This is a genomic window from Bradyrhizobium sp. S3.7.6, from assembly GCF_054061875.1.
The window spans coordinates 7,915,978-7,935,565 of sequence record NZ_JBSSEQ010000001.1 but is presented as its reverse complement, the minus strand read 5'-3'; the positions used below and the strand labels follow the sequence as shown (position 1 = coordinate 7,935,565).

The following is a 19,588-nucleotide window of genomic DNA, read 5'->3' as shown; positions in this document are numbered from 1 at the left end:
CGGATTTGCGCTTCCACGGCCTGCGATCCCTCAGTTCGCGCCGAGGAAATCGCGCTTGCCGATCTCGACGCCGTTGTGACGCATGATGCCGTGAGCGGTGGTGGCGTGGAAATAGAAGTTCGGCAGCGAGACCCCGCTGAAGAACTGCTGGCCCTTGAGCGTCATGGTCCGGTCCGGGCCCGCCGGGAAGGTCACGTCCTTGGTGTCGGCGCCTTCGAACTGCTCCGGCTTGTACGATTTCACGTAGTCGATCGTCTTGGCGAGCCGCTGCTTCAGCTCCTCAAACGTCTTTTCCGTGTCGGGCATCGAAGGCACCTCGCTATGGGTCAGCCTGGCGCAGCCCTTGGCGGCGAAATCGCTGGCGAGCTGGATCTGCTTCGACAGCGGCAGCATGTCCGGGAAGAGGCGCGAGCCGAGCAGGACGCCCGGGTCGATCTTTTTGGCCGCGCAATGCGCCTCAGCCTTGGTGAGCAGGCCGGTCAGGCTGTTCAGCATTTGCAAGTACGCGGGGACGACGGCGTCGTGGAAGGACATGTGATGCTCGCTTGTGAATGGGAAATCTCAGGAGAAACCTGAGCCACTCACATGGGAGCATCACAGAAAATTACAATCGCGAGAGCGGCTTGTGCGGTGCGAAAATTCTAGCGAGCCACACCCGCAGTGTCATCGCCCGCGAAGGCGGGCGATCCAGTACGCCGCAGCGGTTCGATTCCGGCCGCGCTGTCTCGGAGTACTGGATGCCCCGCCTTCGCGGGGCATGACGGAGAGTAGAGGCCTTAGCGCACCATCCCCGCCGGCTGCGCCTGGGCCGTGCCGCCGCGCATCCGCGCGAGCAGCTCGGCGGTCGGCCAGGAATCGGCGGGCAGGCCGTATTTGATCTGCATCGCCTTCACGGCGGCACGGCTCTGCTGGCCCAGCACACCGTCGACCTTGCCGACGTTGAAGCCGGCCTGGACCAGGAGCTGCTGCAATTGCTTGAGTTCGTTGAACGGCAGTTGCGCGACCGGTTGGGCCGGCTTGCGCATCGGAGCCGCGCCCGCGATGCGCGTGGCGAGATAACCCGCGGTGGTCGAATAGATCAGCGAATTATTCCACTCGGTGTAGGCCGCGAAATTCGCATACGCCATGAAGGCAGGTCCATTGCGTCCCATCGGCAGCAGCACGGACGACGCGAGATTGTCGTTCGGCAGCGGACGGCCGTCGGGATAGGTGACTCCCAACTGCGACCATTTCGAGCGCGGCTGCTGCACCGTGAGGTCGGTCTGATCCCAGGGCAGGTTCTGCGGCACCTTGATCTCTTCGAGCCACGGCTCGCCGCGCCGCCACTTCAATCCGTTGGCGATGTAGTTCGCGGTCGAGCCGATCACGTCGTCCTCGCTGCGCAAGAGATCGCGCCGTCCGTCGCCGTCATAGTCGACGGCGTAGTTGACGTAATGCACGGGCAGGAATTGCGTCTGCCCGAGCTCGCCGGCCCAGGAGCCGACCATCTCGTCGGGTGTGAGATCGCCACGATCGATGATCTTCAGCGCGGCGATGGTCTCGTTCACGAACATCTCCGAGCGCCGGCAGTCATAGGCCAGCGACACCAGTGATTTCAGCGTCGGCAGATTGCCCATGTTGACGCCGAAATCGCTCTCGAGGCCCCAGAACGCGGCGATCACCGCCGGCGGCACGCCGTATTCCTTTTCGGCGCGTGCGAACGCAGCCGCGTGGCTCTTGATGTGCTGCTGGCCGTTCTGCATGCGATAGGGCGCGGCCATGCGGCCGGCAAATTCGGTGAAGAGCTGGCCGAACACGCGCTGGCCGCGGTCGCGATTGACGATGCCCTGGTCGTAGACGAGGTAGGGCGAGGCTTCCGATATCGTCCGCTGCGACACGCCGGCGGTAACGGCCTGCTTTTTCACGTCGGCCAGGAAGCGATCGAAGCTCGTGCCATTGTGGCACGAGGCCGCGCGCGGCGACGGGGTTGTGGCTTTGGGCGCGATGGGCTTGGCGGGTGGTGGCGCGAACTGGGCGGAGGCGGGGAGGGCGAAGGCGAGCAGAGCGGCGGCCGCGATCGCAAATCGGGTCTGGAGCATGAGGTTTCCGGCGGGGAGAAGGGCGCGTGTGGAATCTTGCTAAAGCTTAAGTGAATTGAGCGCCTCAAACCATCCCTTCGTCATGGCCGGGCTTGTCCCAGCCATCCACGCCTTTCGGGCCTTGTGTAGAGGAAGAACGTGGATGCCCGGGCCTTCGCCGCGCCGAAGCGGCTTCGGCCGCGCAGGCGGGACAAGCCCGGGCATGACGGAAATGCAATGTTGGGCATAGCCGCGGCCCCGCGACGCACCTTGAAACCTTGCACCCGGGCCGGGGTCATCCCTACCTGAATAGCGCCGGCCAGAGGTTTGCCCGCGGCCGCCCTGGGAGACGGCCATGAACTATCTGCGTACCGCAATGCTGCTCGCCGGCCTCACCGCCCTGTTCATGGGCGTCGGCTATCTGATCGGCGGTGCCACCGGCGCCATGATCGCGCTCGTCATTGCCGCCGCGACCAATCTCTTCACCTACTGGAACTCCGACCGCATGGTGCTCCGCATGTACGGCGCCCATGAGGTCGACCGCGCCAGCGCGCCGGAGCTGGTCGGGCTCGTCGCCGAGCTTGCGGGCCGCGCCTCGCTGCCGATGCCGCGTGTGTTCGTAATGGACGAGGCGCAGCCCAACGCGTTCGCGACCGGGCGCAACCCGCAGAATGCCGCGGTCGCCGTCACCACCGGCCTTGTGCATCAGCTCAGCCGCGAGGAACTTGCCGGCGTGATCGCGCACGAGCTCGCGCATATCAAGCATCACGACACGCTGCTGATGACTGTTACCGCGACCATCGCCGGCGCGATCTCGATGCTGGCGCAGTTCGGCATGTTCTTCGGCGGCCATCGCGACAACAACGGCCCCGGCATCGTCGGCTCGATCCTGATGATGATCCTCGCCCCGATCGGCGCCATGCTGGTGCAGATGGCGATCAGCCGTACCCGCGAATACGCCGCGGACAATCTCGGCGCGCGCATTGCGGGCCAGCCAATGTGGCTGGCGTCGGCGCTGCTGAAGATCGAAGGCGCCGCGCATCAGGTCCCGAACTACGATGCCGAGAGAAACCCCGCGACCGCGCACATGTTCATCATCAACCCGCTGTCGGGCCATGGTGTGGACAATCTGTTCGCCACCCATCCTTCGACGCAGAACCGCATCGCGGCGCTCCAGCAGCTCGCGGCCGAGCTCGGCGCGCAGGCATCTCCGTCGGTCGGCGCCAACGAAAACTATCCGCCGCGGAGCCCGTGGGGGCAGTCGTCCTCACGCGGCCCTTCACCTGGTCCTTCCCGTGGCCCTTGGGGCTGATGCGGAACCGGCCGGAATCGCGCCCGGCTTTGTGACCGGCTTTTGTGACCTGGCGCACACAGGATGGTCCCGGCCGGTGTTAACACCATGGCGAGACTGTTCCTTCGAAAGGGGATGCGTGGCCGGTCCTCTGCCTGCCACGGTCGAAGATGACCAAAGCTGCGGTACCATTGTTGATCGTCCTGGGCGTGCTCATTGGCCTGTCCACGCACACGGTCGTCAATTGCGGGGACGAGGACGAGCCCGACATCTGCTCGGCGGTGATCGGATTCTCGCCGCTGCGGGGATCGCTGATCGCGTTCGCCTATGAAGGGCGCGGACGGATCGCGTTGCGCCACGGCGACTGGCGGCGGGCGATCGCGGATTTCGACGAGGCCATCCACCTCAATCCCAACCGCGCCTCGCTGTATCGCGACCGGGCGCAGGCGCGCCGGCAGAACGGCGACCTGGAGCTTGCCATCGAGGATTACGACGAGGCGATCGCGCATGATCCCAGGCACGCCGCGCCCTATCACCAACGCGGTCTCGCGCTCGCCGCCACCGGCGATCTCGATCGCGCCATCCTGAGCTACAACACGGCGGTCCGTCTCGACCCGTCGGATGCGCAGGCCCGCCTCGACCGCGGCCTTGCATTCCTCGCCCGCGGCCAGGCCGACGACGCACGCGCCGATTTCGAAGCCGCTCTCGCGCTGCCGGCCGGCAAGGACGACCGCACCCGCGACGCAGCCCGCGCCAAGCTCGCCGAGCTCGCGAGCGCCGAGCCGAACCAGGCCCCCGCGCCGAGGCGGTAGAGATATCTAGAGCCGCATTCGCCGCTGCAACCCTCTCCCCTTGCGGGAGAGGGTGGCTCGCCGCGATAGCGGCGAGACGGGTGAGGGGTATCTCTCCACGATTGATCCTCTCGCAGACGAGTACGCGGAAAGAACCCCTCATCCGGCGCCATAGCCGAAGCTTCGCTTCGGCGTTCTTAAGAACGGCGGCCGAAGGCCGCCTATGCCACCTTCTCCCACAAGGGGAGAAGGAAGAAAGTGCGCGCTTACTTCGCTTTCTTGGCTTTGGCCTTCTTCGCCTTTTTCACCGGCTTCTCCTTCGCCTTCTTCTCCACCTTCGCCGGGATCGGCGTGCTGGCGACGAGGCGCATCGAGCGGGCGTAGCTGTCGGCGACGTTGTCGGCGGACATCTGGAGGCGCTTGGCGGCGGCGGTGGCCTGCTCCATCGTGGCCTTGGCCATCATCTTGAAGCGGTCGCCGGTCTCCTTGCCCTTGGCCTTGGCCGCAAGGCCGTTGAAGCGATCCCGGCGCTCCTTGGCGCGGGTCAAAAGGCCCGTATGCAGCTGTCTGGCCAGTTGCCGGATCACGACATCCAGGTCGGCGTCCGCCATGTTGTTCTATCCTCTTAAAACGGTATCGATGCGGGCGGGACTATGCAGATCGGGCCCCGCCTTGGCAATTCCCGGCGGTGCGTCATCCGCAGCTTCCGGTTACCAAACCAAAAAAGCCGCGCATTTTTGCGCGGCTTTCTGGGGTGGCTTGGCGCAGACGCCTTATTTCAGCGAGGCAACCGGTCCGCTCGCCGGTGCCGGATCGGGGTCGAAGCCGAACACGCCGACCAGATATTTGTAATAGTCCGGCATCTTCTCCTTGAGCGCCTCGCGCGACTTCGGGTCGTGGAATTCGCTCTTGCCGGCCAGGAAGATGCTGGCGGTCACGGCAAAGAATTCCATGGGATTCTTCATCGCATAGGATTCCTTGGGCAACAGGTCCTTGGACTTGGCAAGGGCGAAATAGCCGATCACGCCCTTGTTGGCGTAGCCGTCCGGCAACAGCCGCGCGTGATAGGCGTGCAGCAGCTCGTGCAGCAGCACGGCTTCCTTCTCGTAGCGCATCATGTCCGGCCGCAGCATGATCACGCCGAGGCCCGAATCGACCGCGAGGTCGACGGCGTTCGGATTGGTCCAGCGCTGCTTGTCGGGGTCCCAGACCGTCAGCGTCCGGGGTGCGGTGCGCTGGATATCCGGCGTGACCCGGCCGTAGCATGCGGTCGCGGCGCCTTCGTCGAGGCAGGCGAGCTCGCTCGCGACGATCGGAACGGTGTGGAAGAAGCGCAGCACGCGCGGCGACAGGCCGGAAGCCTCGACGACGTCGATCTGCTGCTTCAGATTGTCGGTGAGCTTGTCGACGTCCTTGCGCTCGGAATTCTCCGTCAGGTCGAACATGTAGCCGCGGTAGCTCTGGAAGCCCGGCGGCAGCACCTGCGCTGCCCCGGCCGACGCGTCGAGCGATCCGGCATGGGATGGATTGGCGAAGAGCGCGCCCACAACGGTCGCGGTCAGCAGCAGCGCAGCGCGCATGATGAACCCCCTGTTGTCACTTCACCCGGCAGAATAGGCCGCCGCCGTTTGCGAAAAGTGAGTGGGGCGAGACTAAGGCACCGATGTTGAGGCGTGCTTAACCGTTGGTTGCAGATCGCGGGAATGGATTAGTGGCGGGTTAACCAAGCGTGGATTGGTCGCGCGCTTCGGCGTAGGATCGAAGCCGGGCACATGCCCGACAGCAATAGCCGGAGGAGGATGCCATGTATGCCGCCATCCGTCAGGCCAAGGCGAAAAGCGGGAGCGCCGAAGAGCTGGCGCGCCGCATCAAGGACGGCGCCGTTCCGATCATCAGCGACGTCGACGGTTTCCGTGCCTACTACGTCGTCTATGCCGGCGACGACACGGTCACCGCCATCTCCATCTTCGACAAGTTCGAGCAGGCGGAGGAGGCGAACCGGCGAGCGATCGCCTGGATCGAGAAGGATCTGGGGCCGCTGCTCGCAGGGCACGCGAGCGCCGCAGCCGGGCCGGTGATCGTGCATACGCTGGCGTAGGTGGACGGATCGCTCTCGCCTCACACTCAACTGTCATCGCCCGGCTTGACCGGGCGATCCAGTACTCCGAGACGGCTGTGATCGAACCGATAAGCCGCGGCGTACTGGATGCCCCGCCTGCCGCCTACGCTAAAGCTTCGGCGCCCCTGGACCGCAGCCGCGGCGAAGCCTTGGCGTAGCCGGGTCGCGGGGCATGACAGCGGTGTGCCTCACAACTCCCGTGCATTCGAGAACGCGAAACTCGACACCCGTCTTGTCGTCTCATCCAAAATCAGCGTGCGCGTGATCGGCGGCTCGGCGCGCTGGGCGCAGTTTTCGCGTTCGCAGAGGCGGCAGTTGACGCCGATCGGCGTGCCCTCCGTTTTCTCCAAATCCAGGCCGGAGGCGTAGACGAGGCGGGCGGCGTGACGGATCTCGCAGCCGAGGCCGATGGCGAAGCGCGGCTGCGGCAGCGGATGCGGCGCGACGGGGCGTCGCACCATCTGCGCGATCGAGAAATAGCGCGTGCCGTCGGACAGCTCAATCACCTGCTTCAACAGGCGATCCGGCGTGTCGAAGGTCGAGTGCACGTTCCACAACGGACAGGTGCCGCCGAATTTCGAGAACGGGAACGTGCCGGACGAAAAGCGTTTCGACACGTTGCCGGCATTGTCGACGCGCAGCAGGAAGAACGGAATGCCGCGCGCGTTCGGCCGTTGCAGCGTGGTGAGGCGATGGCAGACCTGCTCGAAGCCGGAGTTGAAGCGCTGCGCCAGCACGTGGATGTCGTAGTTCAAGGCCTCCGCCGCGGCGAGGAAGGCCGGGTAGGGCATCATCACGGCCGCCGCAAAATAGTTGGCGAGCGTGATGCGGAACAGGCGGCGTGGCGCGTCGTCGAGCGGGCCGGCGCGGCCGATGATGGTCTCCAGGGCTTGCGCGCATTCGCCCAGGCCCAGCTGGAAGGCGAGCTGGAACGCGCGGCCGGGCGGATCGACCAGCTCGGAGATCAGGAGCTGGCGGCGATGGCGGTCGAAACGCCTGAGCGTCTCGCGCATCACGTCGACCGGCATGATGCGGGTCTGGATCGAATGCTTTTCGCGCAGGCGTGCGGATAGCGCGGCATAGAGCCCTTCGGCCGGCACGTTCAGTTCGTCGCGAAGCGTCTCCGCGGCCTGCTCCAGCTCCGGAAAATAATTGCGGTTGGCCTCGATCAGCTCGCGCACGCGCTCGACGGGATTGGCCTCATAGCGCGTGCCGACGTCGCGGTCGGCCATGTGCGCCGCGGCCAAGGTCTCGCCCTGGCGGGCCTCGGCATAGGCGGCATAGAGCCGTTGCAGCGCATGGGTGACGCCGGGACAGAGCTCGGCAAGGTCGCGCAGTTCCTGCTTGGGAACGTCGATCTGGCGGAACAGCGGATCGGAGAAGATCTCGTTCAGCTCGGCGAAGAAGCGGTCCTCGTCGGCGGTCGCGAGGTCGCGCAGGTCGAGGTCATAGGTCTCGGCCAGCCGCAGCAGGATCTGCGCCGTCACCGGGCGCTGGTTGCGCTCGATCAGATTGACGTAGCTCGGCGAGATCCCGAGCCCCTCGGCGATCTGGGTCTGCGACAGCCCCAATTGCTGCCGGATCCGCCGGAAGCGCGGGCCGACGAACAGTTTTTTCCCTGATACGGCGGGCATTTTCAGATCTCCCAACGGAATAACAGGCACATCAAGGACAGTCTTGTTGACTCATATTCTTTACAAGATTTACAAAATAACATCTATTACATGTTCTGATGTTACATGACATCACCATTCGAATACAAGGCCTCTGTACGAACTTCGCTTTCTGGCGTTTAGCTCATGACACGCATTTCGCAATGCACTGTCAAAAATGTCGATGACAAGTTGAGTTGTCATCAGCGAAAGGATCGAGCAGATGAATTACCAGCCCCGTGGCATCAACGCCCTGCAGAGCCCGGCCTCGTATCAGAGCGAGATCGAGGCAGCCCAGGCGCTCCTCAAGACCCAGCCGACCTGGAACGGGGTGTCGGCCGAGGCCGTCGCGCGCATGCGCCTGCAGAACCGCTTCAAGACCGGCCTGGACATCGCCCGCTACACCGCGGCTTTGATGCGGGCCGACATGGCGGCCTATGACAACGATCCGACCAAGTACACCCAGTCGCTGGGCTGCTGGCACGGCTTCATCGCGCAGCAGAAGCTGATCTCGGTCAAGAAGCACTTCGGCGGCAAGACCGATCGCACCTATTTGTACCTGTCCGGCTGGATGATCGCGGCGCTGCGCTCCGAATTCGGCCCGCTGCCCGACCAGTCGATGCACGAGAAGACCTCGGTGCCCGCCCTGATCGAGGAGCTCTACACCTTCCTGCGCCAAGCCGACTCGCGTGAGCTGAACGACATCTTCCGCAGCCTCGATAAGGCGCGCAAGGAAGGCGACAAGACCAGGGAGAAGGAGCTGATCGAGAAGATCGACAACTTCCAGACCCATGTCGTGCCCGTCATCGCCGACATCGACGCGGGCTTCGGCAACGCGGAGGCGACCTATCTGCTCGCCAAGAAGATGATCGAAGCGGGCGCCTGCGCGCTCCAGATCGAGAACCAGGTCTCGGACGAAAAGCAGTGCGGTCACCAGGACGGCAAGGTCACCGTGCCGCACGAGGTGTTCCTGGCGAAGATCCGCGCCTGCCGCCACGCGTTCCTCGAGCTCGGCATCGAAGACGGTGTCGTCGTGACCCGTACCGACTCGCTCGGCGCCGGCCTGACGCAGCAGATCGCCGTCAGCCACAAGCCTGGCGACCTCGGTGATCAGTACAACAGCTTCCTGGATTGCGAGGAAATCACGCCGGAGAACGCCCGCAACGGCGACGTCATCATCAACCGTAACGGCAAGATGATGCGTCCGAAGCGGCTGCCTTCCAATCTCTACCAGTTCCGTCCCGGCACCGGCGAAGACCGCTGCGTGCTCGACAGCATCACCTCGCTGCAGAACGGAGCCGACCTGCTCTGGATCGAAACCGAGAAGCCGCATATCGAGCAGATCGCCAAGATGGTCGATCGGATCCGCAAGGTGGTTCCGAACGCGAAGCTCGCCTACAACAACTCGCCGTCGTTCAACTGGACCCTCAACTTCCGTTGGCAGGTCTACGACGCAATGAAGGAAGCCGGCCAGGACGTCAGCAAGTACAACCGTGCCGAGCTGATGAAGCCGGAATACGACGATACGCCGCTGGCGAAGGAAGCCGACGAGCGCATCCGCACCTTCCAGGCCGACTCAGCCAAGCGTGCCGGCATCTTCCATCACCTGATCACGTTGCCGACCTACCACACGGCGGCGCTCTCGACCGACAATCTGGCGAAGGAATATTTCGGCGACCAGGGCATGCTCGGCTACGTGAAGAACGTGCAGCGCGCCGAGATCCGCCAGGGTATCGCCTGCGCCAAGCATCAGAACATGGCCGGCTCCGACATCGGCGACGACCACAAGGAATACTTCGCCGGCGAGGCTGCCCTGAAGGCGGGCGGCGCCCACAATACGATGAACCAGTTCGGCTAACGTACCACGCTATTCGACAGGAGACTGACAATGACCAAAGGCAGCAATTTCTGGGTGATCGGCGGCGAGTTCGGTTCGATGAACTTCCACAAGCTCGTGGAAGGCTCGGCCCAGGTGCAGGGTCCGTTCAAGACCCGCAAGGAAGCCGAGGATGCCTGGCGCTCGGTCTCGGAAGAGAACCGCCACAAGGCCGGCGTCCGCTTCTCGATCGTGGAGGAGCCGTCGCGGGTTTCGGCCTGACAATCTGAACTAAGAAGACGTCCAAGGACGGAGGGTCCCATCCGGCGCAAGCCGGGTGGGATCGTCTGTTTCTGGGACAGGTCAATCGGCTGTGGGCGCCGTAAGTCTCTGGAATTGTGGACCCTTTGCGGAGGGTGTGGTTGCTGATAGGTTAATGGCGTAAAGTCGAGGACGAGGCCGACAATGTCAGAGCCTGAGACCAGCGGGACCCATCCCAGCCAGCCGCGCCCGGTGCGGCTGCGCGACGCGCTGCTGCGCGCACGGATCGAGGCCGCCGACCGGACCGGTGTGGTCGTCGATTTGCGCGACGCGGAGGTGGCGCGGCTGGAGATCCTCAATGACGCGCTCGATCCCCTGTTCGCGCAGGTGCCCGACCAGATCGACCTGTTCGATCGCGGCATCAGCCAGGGCGATACGCCCAGACTCTGGATCGATGTCGTCGCACACATCATGATGGGGCGCGACAAGCGGATGTACCGCTTCGTCCAGGACACCCGCTTCGGCCGCATCGTGCTCGCCGAATCGCACGACACCGCAATGATCGTCGAAGCCGTGACCGACTACGTCGCCCGCCGCATGATCGAGCGCGAGCACGCCATGGTGGTGCCATCAGAGCCGAAGCCCGCGGCCGCCGAGCCGCCGCGCCGCTCGCGCCTCTGGCCGTTCGTGTTCGGATTCATTTTCGGCGCGGCCGCCTTGTTCGGCCTCGCCGTGCTGGCGGCCCTGCGGAGCTGGTGAGACGCTCGCCGTCGTCATTGCGAGCGCGGCGAAGCAATCCAGGAATCTTTCCGCGGAGAAACTCTGGATTGCTTCGCGGAGCCTGTCATCGGGCCGCGCTTCGCGCGGACCCGTTGGCTCGCAATGACGGCGAACTAGATCAACCTTGCCTGCTTGATCTGCCGGATCTGAAATCCGGACCCGAGGCCCCGCACCGTCTGCTCGCAGCGCCAGCCGGCATTGTCTTTCTCGATCGTGAACAGGTTATACGCTGCCGCCGGGTAGCGCCCGTGGGCGAGCGCGGAGGCCGACGGCACGCCGACCGCGGGGATGTTGCCGTTGGGGCCCTCGAACCACATCGTCGAATGAATGTGGTCGTGCCCGTGCAGGATCAGCTCGACGCCGTGGCGCTTGATCAGTCCCAGCAGCGCACCCGCATCGGTCATCCGTTTCTGGCGCGCGCCGGACTTCAGGGGATGATGCACCAGCAGCACGCGGAAGGCGTCCTCGGCGGCGAGGCGGTCGAGGACCGCTTCGAGGGATGCGAGCTGATCGCGGCCGAGCGTACCCGTCGCCATCAGGGGCAGGGTCGGCACCGCCGTGGACAGGCTGATCAGCGCGAGCGGCCCGCGCCGGCGCAGCGAAGGAAAGCCGATGCTGCCGTCGTCGCCCGCAAGATAGGGTGCAAAGATCTCGCCGAATCGGTGAGAGGTGGCGTGGACATAGGCATCGTGATTGCCGGGAATGGTGGTGACGCGGTCGGGCGGACCGACGCCGTCGAGCCAGGCGCGCGCCGGCGCGAACTCCGCCTCCAGCGCCAGATTGACGAGATCGCCTGTGACCGCGATGTGGTCGGGCGTCTGCGCCTGGACGTCGGCGACGAGCGCGTCGAGCACCTCGCGGCGCTGGTATTTGTGGCGGTTGCGCGTCCAGTTGACGTAGCCGAGCGCGCGCTTGCCGGCGAGCTCGATCAGCCGTGGCTTCGGCAACGGGGGCAGATGCGGGTCGGACAGATGGGCGAGCGTGAAGGGGGCCATGGCGCGCGATTGCCTCGCTATTCGTCCGCTGTAATGGCAAGGTCGCGAGGACTGTGCAAGCGGGGCCCGGGCAGGGGCCTCTTGGGAGTCTTCTCGGGAGTTTTCTTGGGAGTTTCTTTGGGAGCCTGATGGGGGATCGTCTGAACAGCGTCCGACGGACATTCGAACCGCTGCTGCGGCGAATCTTCCACGCCTATTTCCTGCTTGTCCGCGGCATGACGCTCGGCGTTCGCGCCGTGGTGCTGGATTCCGAGAACCGCGTGTTCCTGGTCAGGCACAGCTACATCTCCGGCTGGTATCTGCCCGGCGGCGGCGTCGATCTCGGCGAGACCATGGAGCAGGCGATGCGGCGCGAGCTCAAGGAGGAAGGGGACATCGATCTCACCAGTGACGCGGTGCTGCACGGTATCTTCCTCAACAGCCACGTCTCCCGCCGCGACCACGTCGCGGTCTATGTCGTCAGGCAGTTCAAGCAGGATCGCCTCCCTGAGCCCAACCACGAGATCGTCGAATGCGGATTCTTCGCGATCAATGCGCTGCCCGAGGGCACCACACACGGCACGCGGCAAAGGCTCGCGGAAGTGCTGGACGGCAAGCCGCTGATCGCGACGTGGCGTTAAAGGAATTTGCCGCTTTAGCGATGTGACGTTGAAGCGATGTGACGTCGAAGCGGCCTGGCCGAATCCTCAAGCCCGAACCGGCTGCCCGATCCCCAGCAGGTTGCCTTCGCTGTCGCGGAACCAGGCGCCCCGCTCACCAGTACCCTTGCTCGGATAGTTTCCCGCGATCTCCGCAATTCCATCGACGGTCTTCAAGCTGGGCAAATCATAGTCCTCGAACGCCACGCCGCGTGTGCGAAGTTCGCGCACAGTTGCCTCGATATCCTCGACTTCCCACCCCATTTGCGTGTGCGTGCCGGATTGCGTGCCGGCCGAGACGAATATCGCAAACTCGCCGGCCGCACAGACGTAACGGAGCCCACCCTCGCGCTGTTCGACCGGCTCGAGCCCGAGCTTTTCCGAATAGAACGCCCGCGCACGGTCGAGGTCTTTGGCTGGAAGCCGGGTTGCCACCTTCGCGTTCTTCAGCATGCCCGCTCTCCCTGTCTTTGCCTCGCGACGACGCTGGATTTCCTCGGCTACGCGCTCATGACTCGACGCCCTGACGGCCCTGCTTCGCCTGCAGCTCCAGCACCAGCAGGCTCTGCTCCTGGATCAGCGCGCAGTTCTGCCGCTCCAGCCTGTGCAGTCGCGCCGTCATGTTGTGCATGAACGCGAACACCACCAGGAACAGGGCGCCGAACATCACGACGAACGGAAACACGACGCCGGTCAGATGGCTGACCAGATAAGCCAGTGTCGGAAACAGCGTGAAGCCCGCGGGGATGATCGCCACCATGGACAGCATCAGGAAGTCATAGAGATCGAACTTGCCCTGCATCGTCTTGCGCAGCAGCACCAGCATGTAGATCAGCGCAAAGGCGGAGACGACGACGACCGTCTCCGGACTTGGAAGGGCATCTGTCACGGCTGCCTCCTCAGAATGTTCGACGAGATGATGAGACCACAAATCGGAACGGGGACGCTCGGCGTCATGACGCCCTCACGAGGCGCGCGAGCAGGATATAACCGAGGACGCGGATCATGTAGCTCGCCGACTTCAATCCGTCGATCGAGCTGACGCCGGTCTCCCGCGCCCGCATCTCGACCGGAACTTCGCTGACCGTGAGGCCTGCGCGCATGGCCCAGGCCAGCGAGATCGGCTCCGGAAAATCCGTCGGATACGCTTTTGCGAAGAAGGCGATGGCGGAACGGTCGAGCAAACGCATGCCGCTGGTCGGATCGGTGATGCGGCCGCCGCTGAAGAGGCCGTTGAGCGCAAGCACGATCAGCCTGATGCCGGCGCGCCGCATGCGCGTGGAGCAGAAACCGGCATGGTCGATGAAGCGGCTTCCGATGGTGATGTTGGTCGGGTCGTTGCGATAGGCCTCCAGAAGCGTCTCGATGGCGCGCGGATCATGCTGCCCGTCGCCGTCGATCTGGATGCAGAAATCAAAATCCTGACGCGCCGCGTATTTGATGCCGGTCTGCACGGCGCCGCCGATGCCGAGATTCTGCGCGAGGCGGGCGACCGGCGAGCGGCAGCTTGCCACCGCGGACGTCGCGTCCGACGAGCCGTCGTCGACGACCAGGGTGTGGTAGCCGCGGCCGGTCGCCGCGATCTCGCTCAGCAGGCCGCCGACCGAGGCCTCCTCGTTGAAGCAGGGAATGATGATGAGGACGCGCGACGTGCCCTGCTGCGGTGCGGCAGCACCGTTGCGGCACGTGTCAGTTGAACCCAAGCCCAGTCCCATATCGGCCACGTCCGCCTCACCTCCAGAATCCCCACTTTGCTATACTTGCCGGTGCTTTTCCTGTACAGGCGGCGGGCCATTTCAAGCTGCGGGGGCCGCCCGGCGAATGCCGATGAGAGCTGTCAAAGTATTTTTTTCAATTGTGTTTCTGGCAATTCTGGCCAGCAACATCAGGCTGACCTCGCATTGGAGCGAGAGCCGCGGCGTCTATGACGACATCTGCTATCTCAGGCAGGCGCATCTGTTTCAGCGCTTCGGCTGGCAAGGGCTCGACACCAGTCTCGCCCGTGAAACCGACGGCTATCTCGCGGCCAAGTTGCGCAGTATCGATTTTCCGAACTGGAACGAACCGACGCGGGCACCCTGCCACACACAGACTGCCGACGGCAGCAAATGGGTGATGACGCCGCCGCCGGGCACGGGCTTCGTGCTGGCGCTGTTCCCGGAGGGGTTCCAGGTCGTTCCGCTCTATATGCTGGCCAACGCGATCGTCGCCGGCCTTGCGCTGTTCGGCTTGTGGCGGGCGCAGGAGAAGGTCGGCTTGACGCTCGCCGCATTGCTCGGCGCGCTCTCGATCTACTTCATGATCAATCCGACGAAGGCGAGCTATTCGATGGCGCCGACCATGGTCGTCTGCGCGCTGGCGGGTCTGTTCACCGCAAGACTGTTCGTCGATGAAGGCCGGCGCCGCCTGCTGATGGTCGCTGCCGTCGGCGTGCTGCTCGGCCTGTCCGCGAGCTTTCGGATCGCCAACGTGGTTCTGTCGGCCGGCTATTTCCTGTTCTTCGGATTGTCCTTCCTGATCCGGCGTAACCGCGAGACGTTCGTTTCGGGTCTCGCGCTCGGCCTTTCGTTCCTCGTCGGGCTGTTGCCGGTGTTCGCGGCGAACCTGGTCAATTCAGGCAATCCGCTGGTCTCGGCCTATGGCGGCCAGGATACGGCCCCGCCGAGCCTCGACCCGGCCGTGCTGCTGGCCTATCTCCGCGACACGCAGTTCCCGTTGATCGTGATCGCCTGCGTCGGGACCGCGCTGTTGTGGCGCTACGCCGGCCATGGTGGCGTCAGGAAACTCGCGTTGCTGGTGGCGGGCAATCTCGCGCTGAATCTGGCGTTCTTTGCCACGCATCCGGTCTTCACGCAGTACTATGTCATCCCGATCCTGATGCTGTCGCTCTGGACGCTGCTGTTCGCGGCGGTCCTCAGTCGCGGTCCGGCACAGGGTTTTATCGCCCACGAGGCCGATGGACCGCGGCCGTCTGAGATGTTATCCCGCATCTCGCATTGACGCGTTTTCCTGACGCGAACCTGAAACCACTTCGCTCGAAGACGCATGCCGACATGACCGATCTCTCGCTCACCATCCTTCCGGAAGCCGCCGGCGACGCCCAGGCGATCGAACGGCTGCACGAGCGCACCTTCGGCCCCGGCCGTTTCGTGCTCAGCGCTTACCGCATTCGCGAGCATGTCGACCATCTGCTCGAATTGTCTTTCACCGCCCGCATCGGTACGCTGCTGGTCGGCTCGGTCAGGCAATTGCCGGTGCTGGTCGGCGAAACGCAGGCCCTGCTGCTCGGACCGCTCACCGTCGAGCCGCCGTTCCGCGACCGCGGCATCGGCCGTCTCCTGATGGAGCGCGCGCTGAAGGACGCCAAGGAGAAAGGTCACCGCCTGGTGCTGCTGGTCGGCGACGAGCCCTATTACAGCCGCGTCGGCTTCAAGCCGGTGCCGAAGGGCCGCGTCACCATGCCGGGCCCGGTCGACGCCGCGCGCGTGCTGGTGTTCGAGCTCGTCGACGGCGCTTTCGAGGGCGTGTCGGGGCAGGTAACGCCTGACTGGAGCAAGGCGCGAGGCTAGGGCTACGATACCTCTTGCGGAGTATCCATGATGCAGGTGCGGCCCGCTGATGCCGGTGAAGTCGATCATCTCGCTCAGCTGTGGCACGATGCCTGGCATGGGTCGCATGCCTCGCTTGCGCCGCAAGAACTGGTCCGCCTTCGCACGCTCCCGAATTTTCGCGATCGGCTGGCGGTCATGCTTCCCGACATCCGCGTCGTCGGCCCGGCCGGCGCGCCGCTCGGCTTCTGCGCCGTCAGGGCTGACGAATTGTATCAGCTCTTCGTATCGCCGAAGGCGCACGGCGCGGGCGTGGCCGCGGCGCTGATCTCCGACGCAGAGGCCCGCCTTGCCGCGCGCGGCGTGGAGCTGGCGTGGCTCGCCTGCGCCGTCGGCAACGCGCGCGCTGCGCGGTTCTACGAGAAGAGCGGTTGGCGCAACGCCGGCACCTTCGTGATGATGACGGACACCTCGAACGGGCCGTTCCCCGTCGATCAATGGCGCTTCGAGAAGCGGCTGACGCGCAGCCCGTAGCCCGGATTTCGCTCCGCTCCATCCGGGCTACGGTTCACTCAACGCGCATGTGCCGGGGCCCGCGGGCCCCGGCTGTCGCAAGGCTAGAACTTGAAGTTGGCAAACGCCCGCACGCCGATGCCGGGCATCAGAACCTCGTCCTTGGTGTAGGACACCGAGTTGCGGATGTTTTCGTTGAGGAGATTGTTGCCGACGATGCCGGCCGTCATCTCGCGCGCGCCGAACAGACGCGGATCGAGCTTGGTCTTGTAGCTGACCTCGGCCTTCAGCAAATTGTAGCCCGGCGTTGGCGTCTCCGCGATCACGGCGACGTTGTTCTGCGCGAACGCGTGCAACAGGTTGACGCGCATCAACCAGTTGTCGTCGCGCCAGAACACGCCGCCGCCTATCCGCAGCGGCGGAATGCGCGGCACGTTGGTGCCGTCGGTGAAGGTGGCGCGCACCACGTCGAACTGGTTCTCGATGCCCCAGATGCCGCCCTGGAATGCGCCGACGTCGAGCTGCGACTGGAATTCGCCGCCGCGGAAATTGGCATTGCGTTGCGAATAGACGGCCTGGTTCAACTCGGCGCCCGGCGTGCCGCAGGACGCGAAACTGTCGTCGCACATCACGCCGGTGAGGCGGCGAAAGATGAAATTGTCGAAATGCGTGTAGTAGACGGTCGCCTCGAACCGGAACGGCCCCGTCGCCTTGCGCAGTCCAACCTCGACCGACTCAGCGGTCTCGATCGTGAGGTTCGGATTGCCGATGTCGAACGTCGCGGTCGCATCATGCGCACCGCGCGAGAACAGTTCGGCCGGCTTCGGCGCGCGCTCGACATATTGTGCGGTGATGCTGCCGACCATGCCGCCCGGCAGGTCCTGCAACAGGCCGATGCTGCCGCTCTTCGGCGTGAAGGACGGATTGCGTGCGATGCCCACCTGCGGCGTGCCGTCGGGTAGATAATCCGGCGGGAAGTTCGGCGTCGTGCCGTGCAGCTCGACATGCTCGATGCGGCCGGCGATCTGGGCTCGCGTCGCGTCCGTGAACTTGAACTCGTTGAAGGCGTAAGCGGCAACGCGGGTGTTGTTGTTGGGGTCCCACAGGCCGTTGAACAGCGTACCGGGATTGTCAGGGCTCGGCGCGGTCAATTCCTGATGGCCGACCTGAAAGCCCAGCGCCGTCGTCACCTCGGCGAAGCGCGCGTTGAACGGCATCAACTGCACCTCGGTGCGGATCTCCTGCTCCTTGTTGGTGAAGGTCTGCCGCACACCGTCGGTGTTGGGATCGGCGGGATCGGCAAGGCCGATCTCGTTGTGTCGATAATCCGTGGTGCCAGCCCAGAAGCGGATGGTGTCGATCGCGGCGGCATCGGGCCGGTACTCGCCCTTGACGTTGATCTTGGTCTGGTGCGCGTCGATCCGGGTGTTGTGGTCGGCGCCGTCGATGCCGGGGATATGGTAGAGCGAGTCGTTCTGCGTGATCGACGCGCCGATATAGCCGCCCTGGAAGAAGTAGGAGCCGCCGATCGAGGCGCCGTCCGTGCGCGACGCCGAATTGGGCTGGCGCCCGTTTGTGATGGTCCGGGTCTGGTCGGTCAAATAGGGGTAGCTCGGGATGCCGTAATCCGTCGTGTTGCGGCCGTAGACGTCGGCATGGAACGCGAAATTGCCGGCGCCGGTGTCGAGCAGCACGCCGCTCTCGACACCGCGATCGACCGAGCTGAACGCGGAACGCGTCTCGGCCGTGACGCAGGGCGATGTCCCAGCGGTTGCGAGTGGCGCCTTCACCGGCATGCCATAACTCTGGAACGGCTGGGCACCGCAGGTTGGCAGCGCGTCCGGAATCCGGTTGTTGGTCGCGCTGACGACGCCGCCGATCGAGGTCGATCCATAGCGCAAGGCGGCCGGCCCGCGCACCACTTCGACCTGATTGGTCGCGAGCGTATCGATCGGGACGAAGTGATCCTCGCCGAGATCGGATGCGCCGTTCGCATTGGTGCCGTTCTCGACGATGCCGACGCGGTTGACGTCGAGGCCCCGGATGATCGGCCGGCTTGAGGCGCCAGGTGCGAAGCTCGAGCCGGTGATGCCGGGCTTGGAGAACAGGAGATCGCCGAGCTGGCCGCCGCCCTCGCGGCGGATCTCCTCGTTCGGCACCACGGTGACGGTGGCGAACTGGTTGGTGACGATTGGCAGCACGCCCTGCTGGGGCGTGGCGGCCGTCGCTGGCGCCGCCGGCGTTGCTTCCGCCGTGCGTTGCTGGCCGCGCGACCGTCCGGTGCGCGCGACATGGACCGGGCTGCGGGTCGGCACCACCCTGCGCACGATCGGGCTCGGCGCCGTCACGGTGACGGCGGGGATCTCGGTCGATGATTTATCTTGCGCAGGCTGTTGTACCGGCTCTTGGGCGAGCGCCGATGTGGCGGCGGCGCCGAGCAGGAGCAGGCTTGCTCCACCCAGACGCTGCGCGCGTCGCAATTCAAATGACATAGTCCTGATTCCAGTCAGGCGCCGTCCGCAAGATTTGGTGCTGATCGGAGGCGGCCTGCCGTCGCAGCGCGACGGAATTCGACTTCAACTTCTCCCGTGCGTTCGCCGGAAAGCGGCGAGCCGGGCGTGATCAAGTGATGTCTGGAGTCAGGACGCGGGAGGGGCGCGGGGCTGGAACGCCGTGCCGGCCGATTTCAGATGGACGAATTCGGCATCGGTGGTGAGCTGAAGCAGCTCGATCGCCTGCGGCAGCAGGAGCACAGGCGGCGTCGCGGATACGACGGTACCCGCCATCGCGACCACGGCGCAGATCGCGCAATTGTCCTCGCCCGGCTGCTCCCGGTCGGGGCCGGCGGGCGATTGCTTCTGGACCGCGGCGCGGTCGATCGAAGCGATGCTCTTGCCGCTGTCGGTCTGCTGGAGCGAGGACTGTGCGAGGGGCGCGGCCTGGGCGAACCAATGGCTGTGGCCGAACGTCAACGCGAACTGCACCAGCATCGCGAACAACGCGAGCCGGGCGCCGTGCCTGATATTCGACCGGAACCACTTCATCTGGAAAAGCCACCCCACATCGCGAGGCGCCGATCCCCTCGGCTTCCTGCGATGTTATAATGTAACATCGCAGGAACGGTCTG

21 protein-coding genes are annotated in these 19,588 nt (G+C 64.8%); 10 read left to right on the top strand and 11 right to left on the bottom strand.

Going from position 1 to position 19,588, the window contains the following annotated elements:
* Window positions 1-30: 30 nt before the first annotated feature.
* Window positions 31-534 carry a DUF1993 domain-containing protein gene (locus ACVJ5M_RS38340; protein WP_063985181.1) on the bottom strand — a complete coding sequence of 168 codons (504 nt, stop codon included), beginning with the start codon at window positions 532-534 and terminating at the stop codon, window positions 31-33.
* Between the two features lie 242 nt (window positions 535-776).
* A complete protein-coding gene (locus tag ACVJ5M_RS38335; protein ID WP_063985180.1) occupies window positions 777-2,078 on the bottom strand; it encodes a lytic murein transglycosylase in 1,302 nt (433 codons plus the stop codon).
* A 334-nt stretch (window positions 2,079-2,412) separates the two neighbouring features.
* Here ACVJ5M_RS38335 and htpX point away from each other — a divergent pair, with 334 nt between their 5' ends.
* Window positions 2,413-3,369, top strand: a complete 957-nt coding sequence (htpX, locus tag ACVJ5M_RS38330) for a zinc metalloprotease HtpX (RefSeq protein ID WP_063985179.1) — start codon at window positions 2,413-2,415, stop codon at window positions 3,367-3,369.
* Between the two features lie 149 nt (window positions 3,370-3,518).
* Window positions 3,519-4,160, top strand: coding sequence for a tetratricopeptide repeat protein (locus tag ACVJ5M_RS38325; RefSeq protein ID WP_187387797.1), 642 nt, complete (start codon window positions 3,519-3,521; stop codon window positions 4,158-4,160).
* 245 nt (window positions 4,161-4,405) lie between these two features.
* Here ACVJ5M_RS38325 and ACVJ5M_RS38320 read toward each other — a convergent pair whose 3' ends face one another.
* Both ACVJ5M_RS38320 and ACVJ5M_RS38315 read right to left on the bottom strand, forming a co-directional pair.
* On the bottom strand, window positions 4,406-4,750 hold the full coding sequence (locus ACVJ5M_RS38320; protein WP_063985177.1) for a hypothetical protein: 345 nt from the start codon (window positions 4,748-4,750) through the stop codon (window positions 4,406-4,408).
* 162 nt (window positions 4,751-4,912) lie between these two features.
* Window positions 4,913-5,719 (bottom strand): hypothetical protein, encoded by an 807-nt coding sequence (locus tag ACVJ5M_RS38315; protein ID WP_063985176.1) that lies wholly within the window; start codon window positions 5,717-5,719, stop codon window positions 4,913-4,915.
* 224 nt (window positions 5,720-5,943) lie between these two features.
* Here ACVJ5M_RS38315 and ACVJ5M_RS38310 point away from each other — a divergent pair, with 224 nt between their 5' ends.
* Window positions 5,944-6,237: an antibiotic biosynthesis monooxygenase gene (locus tag ACVJ5M_RS38310; RefSeq protein WP_014497428.1), complete on the top strand. Its 294-nt coding sequence runs from the start codon at window positions 5,944-5,946 to the stop codon at window positions 6,235-6,237.
* A 209-nt stretch (window positions 6,238-6,446) separates the two neighbouring features.
* On the opposite strand, the gene ACVJ5M_RS38305 is transcribed toward ACVJ5M_RS38310, so the two are convergent.
* Window positions 6,447-7,892 carry a helix-turn-helix domain-containing protein gene (locus ACVJ5M_RS38305; protein WP_063985175.1) on the bottom strand — a complete coding sequence of 482 codons (1,446 nt, stop codon included), beginning with the start codon at window positions 7,890-7,892 and terminating at the stop codon, window positions 6,447-6,449.
* A 241-nt stretch (window positions 7,893-8,133) separates the two neighbouring features.
* On the opposite strand from ACVJ5M_RS38305, the gene ACVJ5M_RS38300 reads away from it, so the two are divergent.
* From ACVJ5M_RS38300 to ACVJ5M_RS38290, 3 genes are all read left to right on the top strand, one after another.
* Entirely contained in the window at window positions 8,134-9,768 is a 1,635-nt protein-coding gene (locus tag ACVJ5M_RS38300; RefSeq protein ID WP_063985174.1) for an isocitrate lyase, read from the top strand.
* A 30-nt stretch (window positions 9,769-9,798) separates the two neighbouring features.
* Window positions 9,799-10,008, top strand: coding sequence for a DUF4170 domain-containing protein (locus ACVJ5M_RS38295; RefSeq protein WP_008137787.1), 210 nt, complete (start codon window positions 9,799-9,801; stop codon window positions 10,006-10,008).
* Window positions 10,009-10,191: 183 nt separating this feature from the next.
* Window positions 10,192-10,746, top strand: coding sequence for a hypothetical protein (locus tag ACVJ5M_RS38290; protein WP_028148626.1), 555 nt, complete (start codon window positions 10,192-10,194; stop codon window positions 10,744-10,746).
* Between the two features lie 134 nt (window positions 10,747-10,880).
* Here the strand turns inward: ACVJ5M_RS38290 and ACVJ5M_RS38285 are convergent, their stop codons facing one another.
* Entirely contained in the window at window positions 10,881-11,762 is an 882-nt protein-coding gene (locus tag ACVJ5M_RS38285; RefSeq protein ID WP_063985173.1) for a metallophosphoesterase family protein, read from the bottom strand.
* Between the two features lie 128 nt (window positions 11,763-11,890).
* Between ACVJ5M_RS38285 and ACVJ5M_RS38280 the strand changes: the two genes are divergently transcribed.
* Window positions 11,891-12,382 carry an NUDIX domain-containing protein gene (locus tag ACVJ5M_RS38280; RefSeq protein WP_063985172.1) on the top strand — a complete coding sequence of 164 codons (492 nt, stop codon included), beginning with the start codon at window positions 11,891-11,893 and terminating at the stop codon, window positions 12,380-12,382.
* A gap of 66 nt (window positions 12,383-12,448) precedes the next feature.
* On the opposite strand, the gene ACVJ5M_RS38275 is transcribed toward ACVJ5M_RS38280, so the two are convergent.
* The 3 genes from ACVJ5M_RS38275 to ACVJ5M_RS38265 all read right to left on the bottom strand — a co-directional run bounded on the left by ACVJ5M_RS38275 (window position 12,449) and on the right by ACVJ5M_RS38265 (window position 14,103).
* The gene (locus ACVJ5M_RS38275) at window positions 12,449-12,853 is read right to left on the bottom strand and encodes a VOC family protein (protein WP_063985171.1); all 405 of its coding nucleotides are present in this window, start codon (window positions 12,851-12,853) and stop codon (window positions 12,449-12,451) included.
* Between the two features lie 55 nt (window positions 12,854-12,908).
* A complete protein-coding gene (locus ACVJ5M_RS38270) occupies window positions 12,909-13,289 on the bottom strand; it encodes a DUF2304 domain-containing protein (RefSeq protein WP_063985170.1) in 381 nt (126 codons plus the stop codon).
* 64 nt (window positions 13,290-13,353) lie between these two features.
* Window positions 13,354-14,103 carry a glycosyltransferase family 2 protein gene (locus ACVJ5M_RS38265; RefSeq protein WP_063986636.1) on the bottom strand — a complete coding sequence of 250 codons (750 nt, stop codon included), beginning with the start codon at window positions 14,101-14,103 and terminating at the stop codon, window positions 13,354-13,356.
* A 124-nt stretch (window positions 14,104-14,227) separates the two neighbouring features.
* Between ACVJ5M_RS38265 and ACVJ5M_RS38260 the strand changes: the two genes are divergently transcribed.
* The 3 genes from ACVJ5M_RS38260 to ACVJ5M_RS38250 are packed head-to-tail and all read left to right on the top strand — an operon-like array spanning window position 14,228 to window position 16,482.
* Entirely contained in the window at window positions 14,228-15,400 is a 1,173-nt protein-coding gene (locus tag ACVJ5M_RS38260; protein ID WP_231144348.1) for a hypothetical protein, read from the top strand.
* Between the two features lie 53 nt (window positions 15,401-15,453).
* Window positions 15,454-15,969: a GNAT family N-acetyltransferase gene (locus ACVJ5M_RS38255; protein WP_063986635.1), complete on the top strand. Its 516-nt coding sequence runs from the start codon at window positions 15,454-15,456 to the stop codon at window positions 15,967-15,969.
* Between the two features lie 30 nt (window positions 15,970-15,999).
* Window positions 16,000-16,482, top strand: a complete 483-nt coding sequence (locus ACVJ5M_RS38250) for a GNAT family N-acetyltransferase (protein WP_063986634.1) — start codon at window positions 16,000-16,002, stop codon at window positions 16,480-16,482.
* 83 nt (window positions 16,483-16,565) lie between these two features.
* On the opposite strand, the gene ACVJ5M_RS38245 is transcribed toward ACVJ5M_RS38250, so the two are convergent.
* On the bottom strand, window positions 16,566-18,953 hold the full coding sequence (locus ACVJ5M_RS38245; protein ID WP_354098002.1) for a TonB-dependent receptor: 2,388 nt from the start codon (window positions 18,951-18,953) through the stop codon (window positions 16,566-16,568).
* A gap of 147 nt (window positions 18,954-19,100) precedes the next feature.
* On the bottom strand, window positions 19,101-19,505 hold the full coding sequence (locus ACVJ5M_RS38240) for a DUF2946 domain-containing protein (RefSeq protein WP_063985167.1): 405 nt from the start codon (window positions 19,503-19,505) through the stop codon (window positions 19,101-19,103).
* Between the last annotated feature and the right edge of the window lie 83 nt (window positions 19,506-19,588).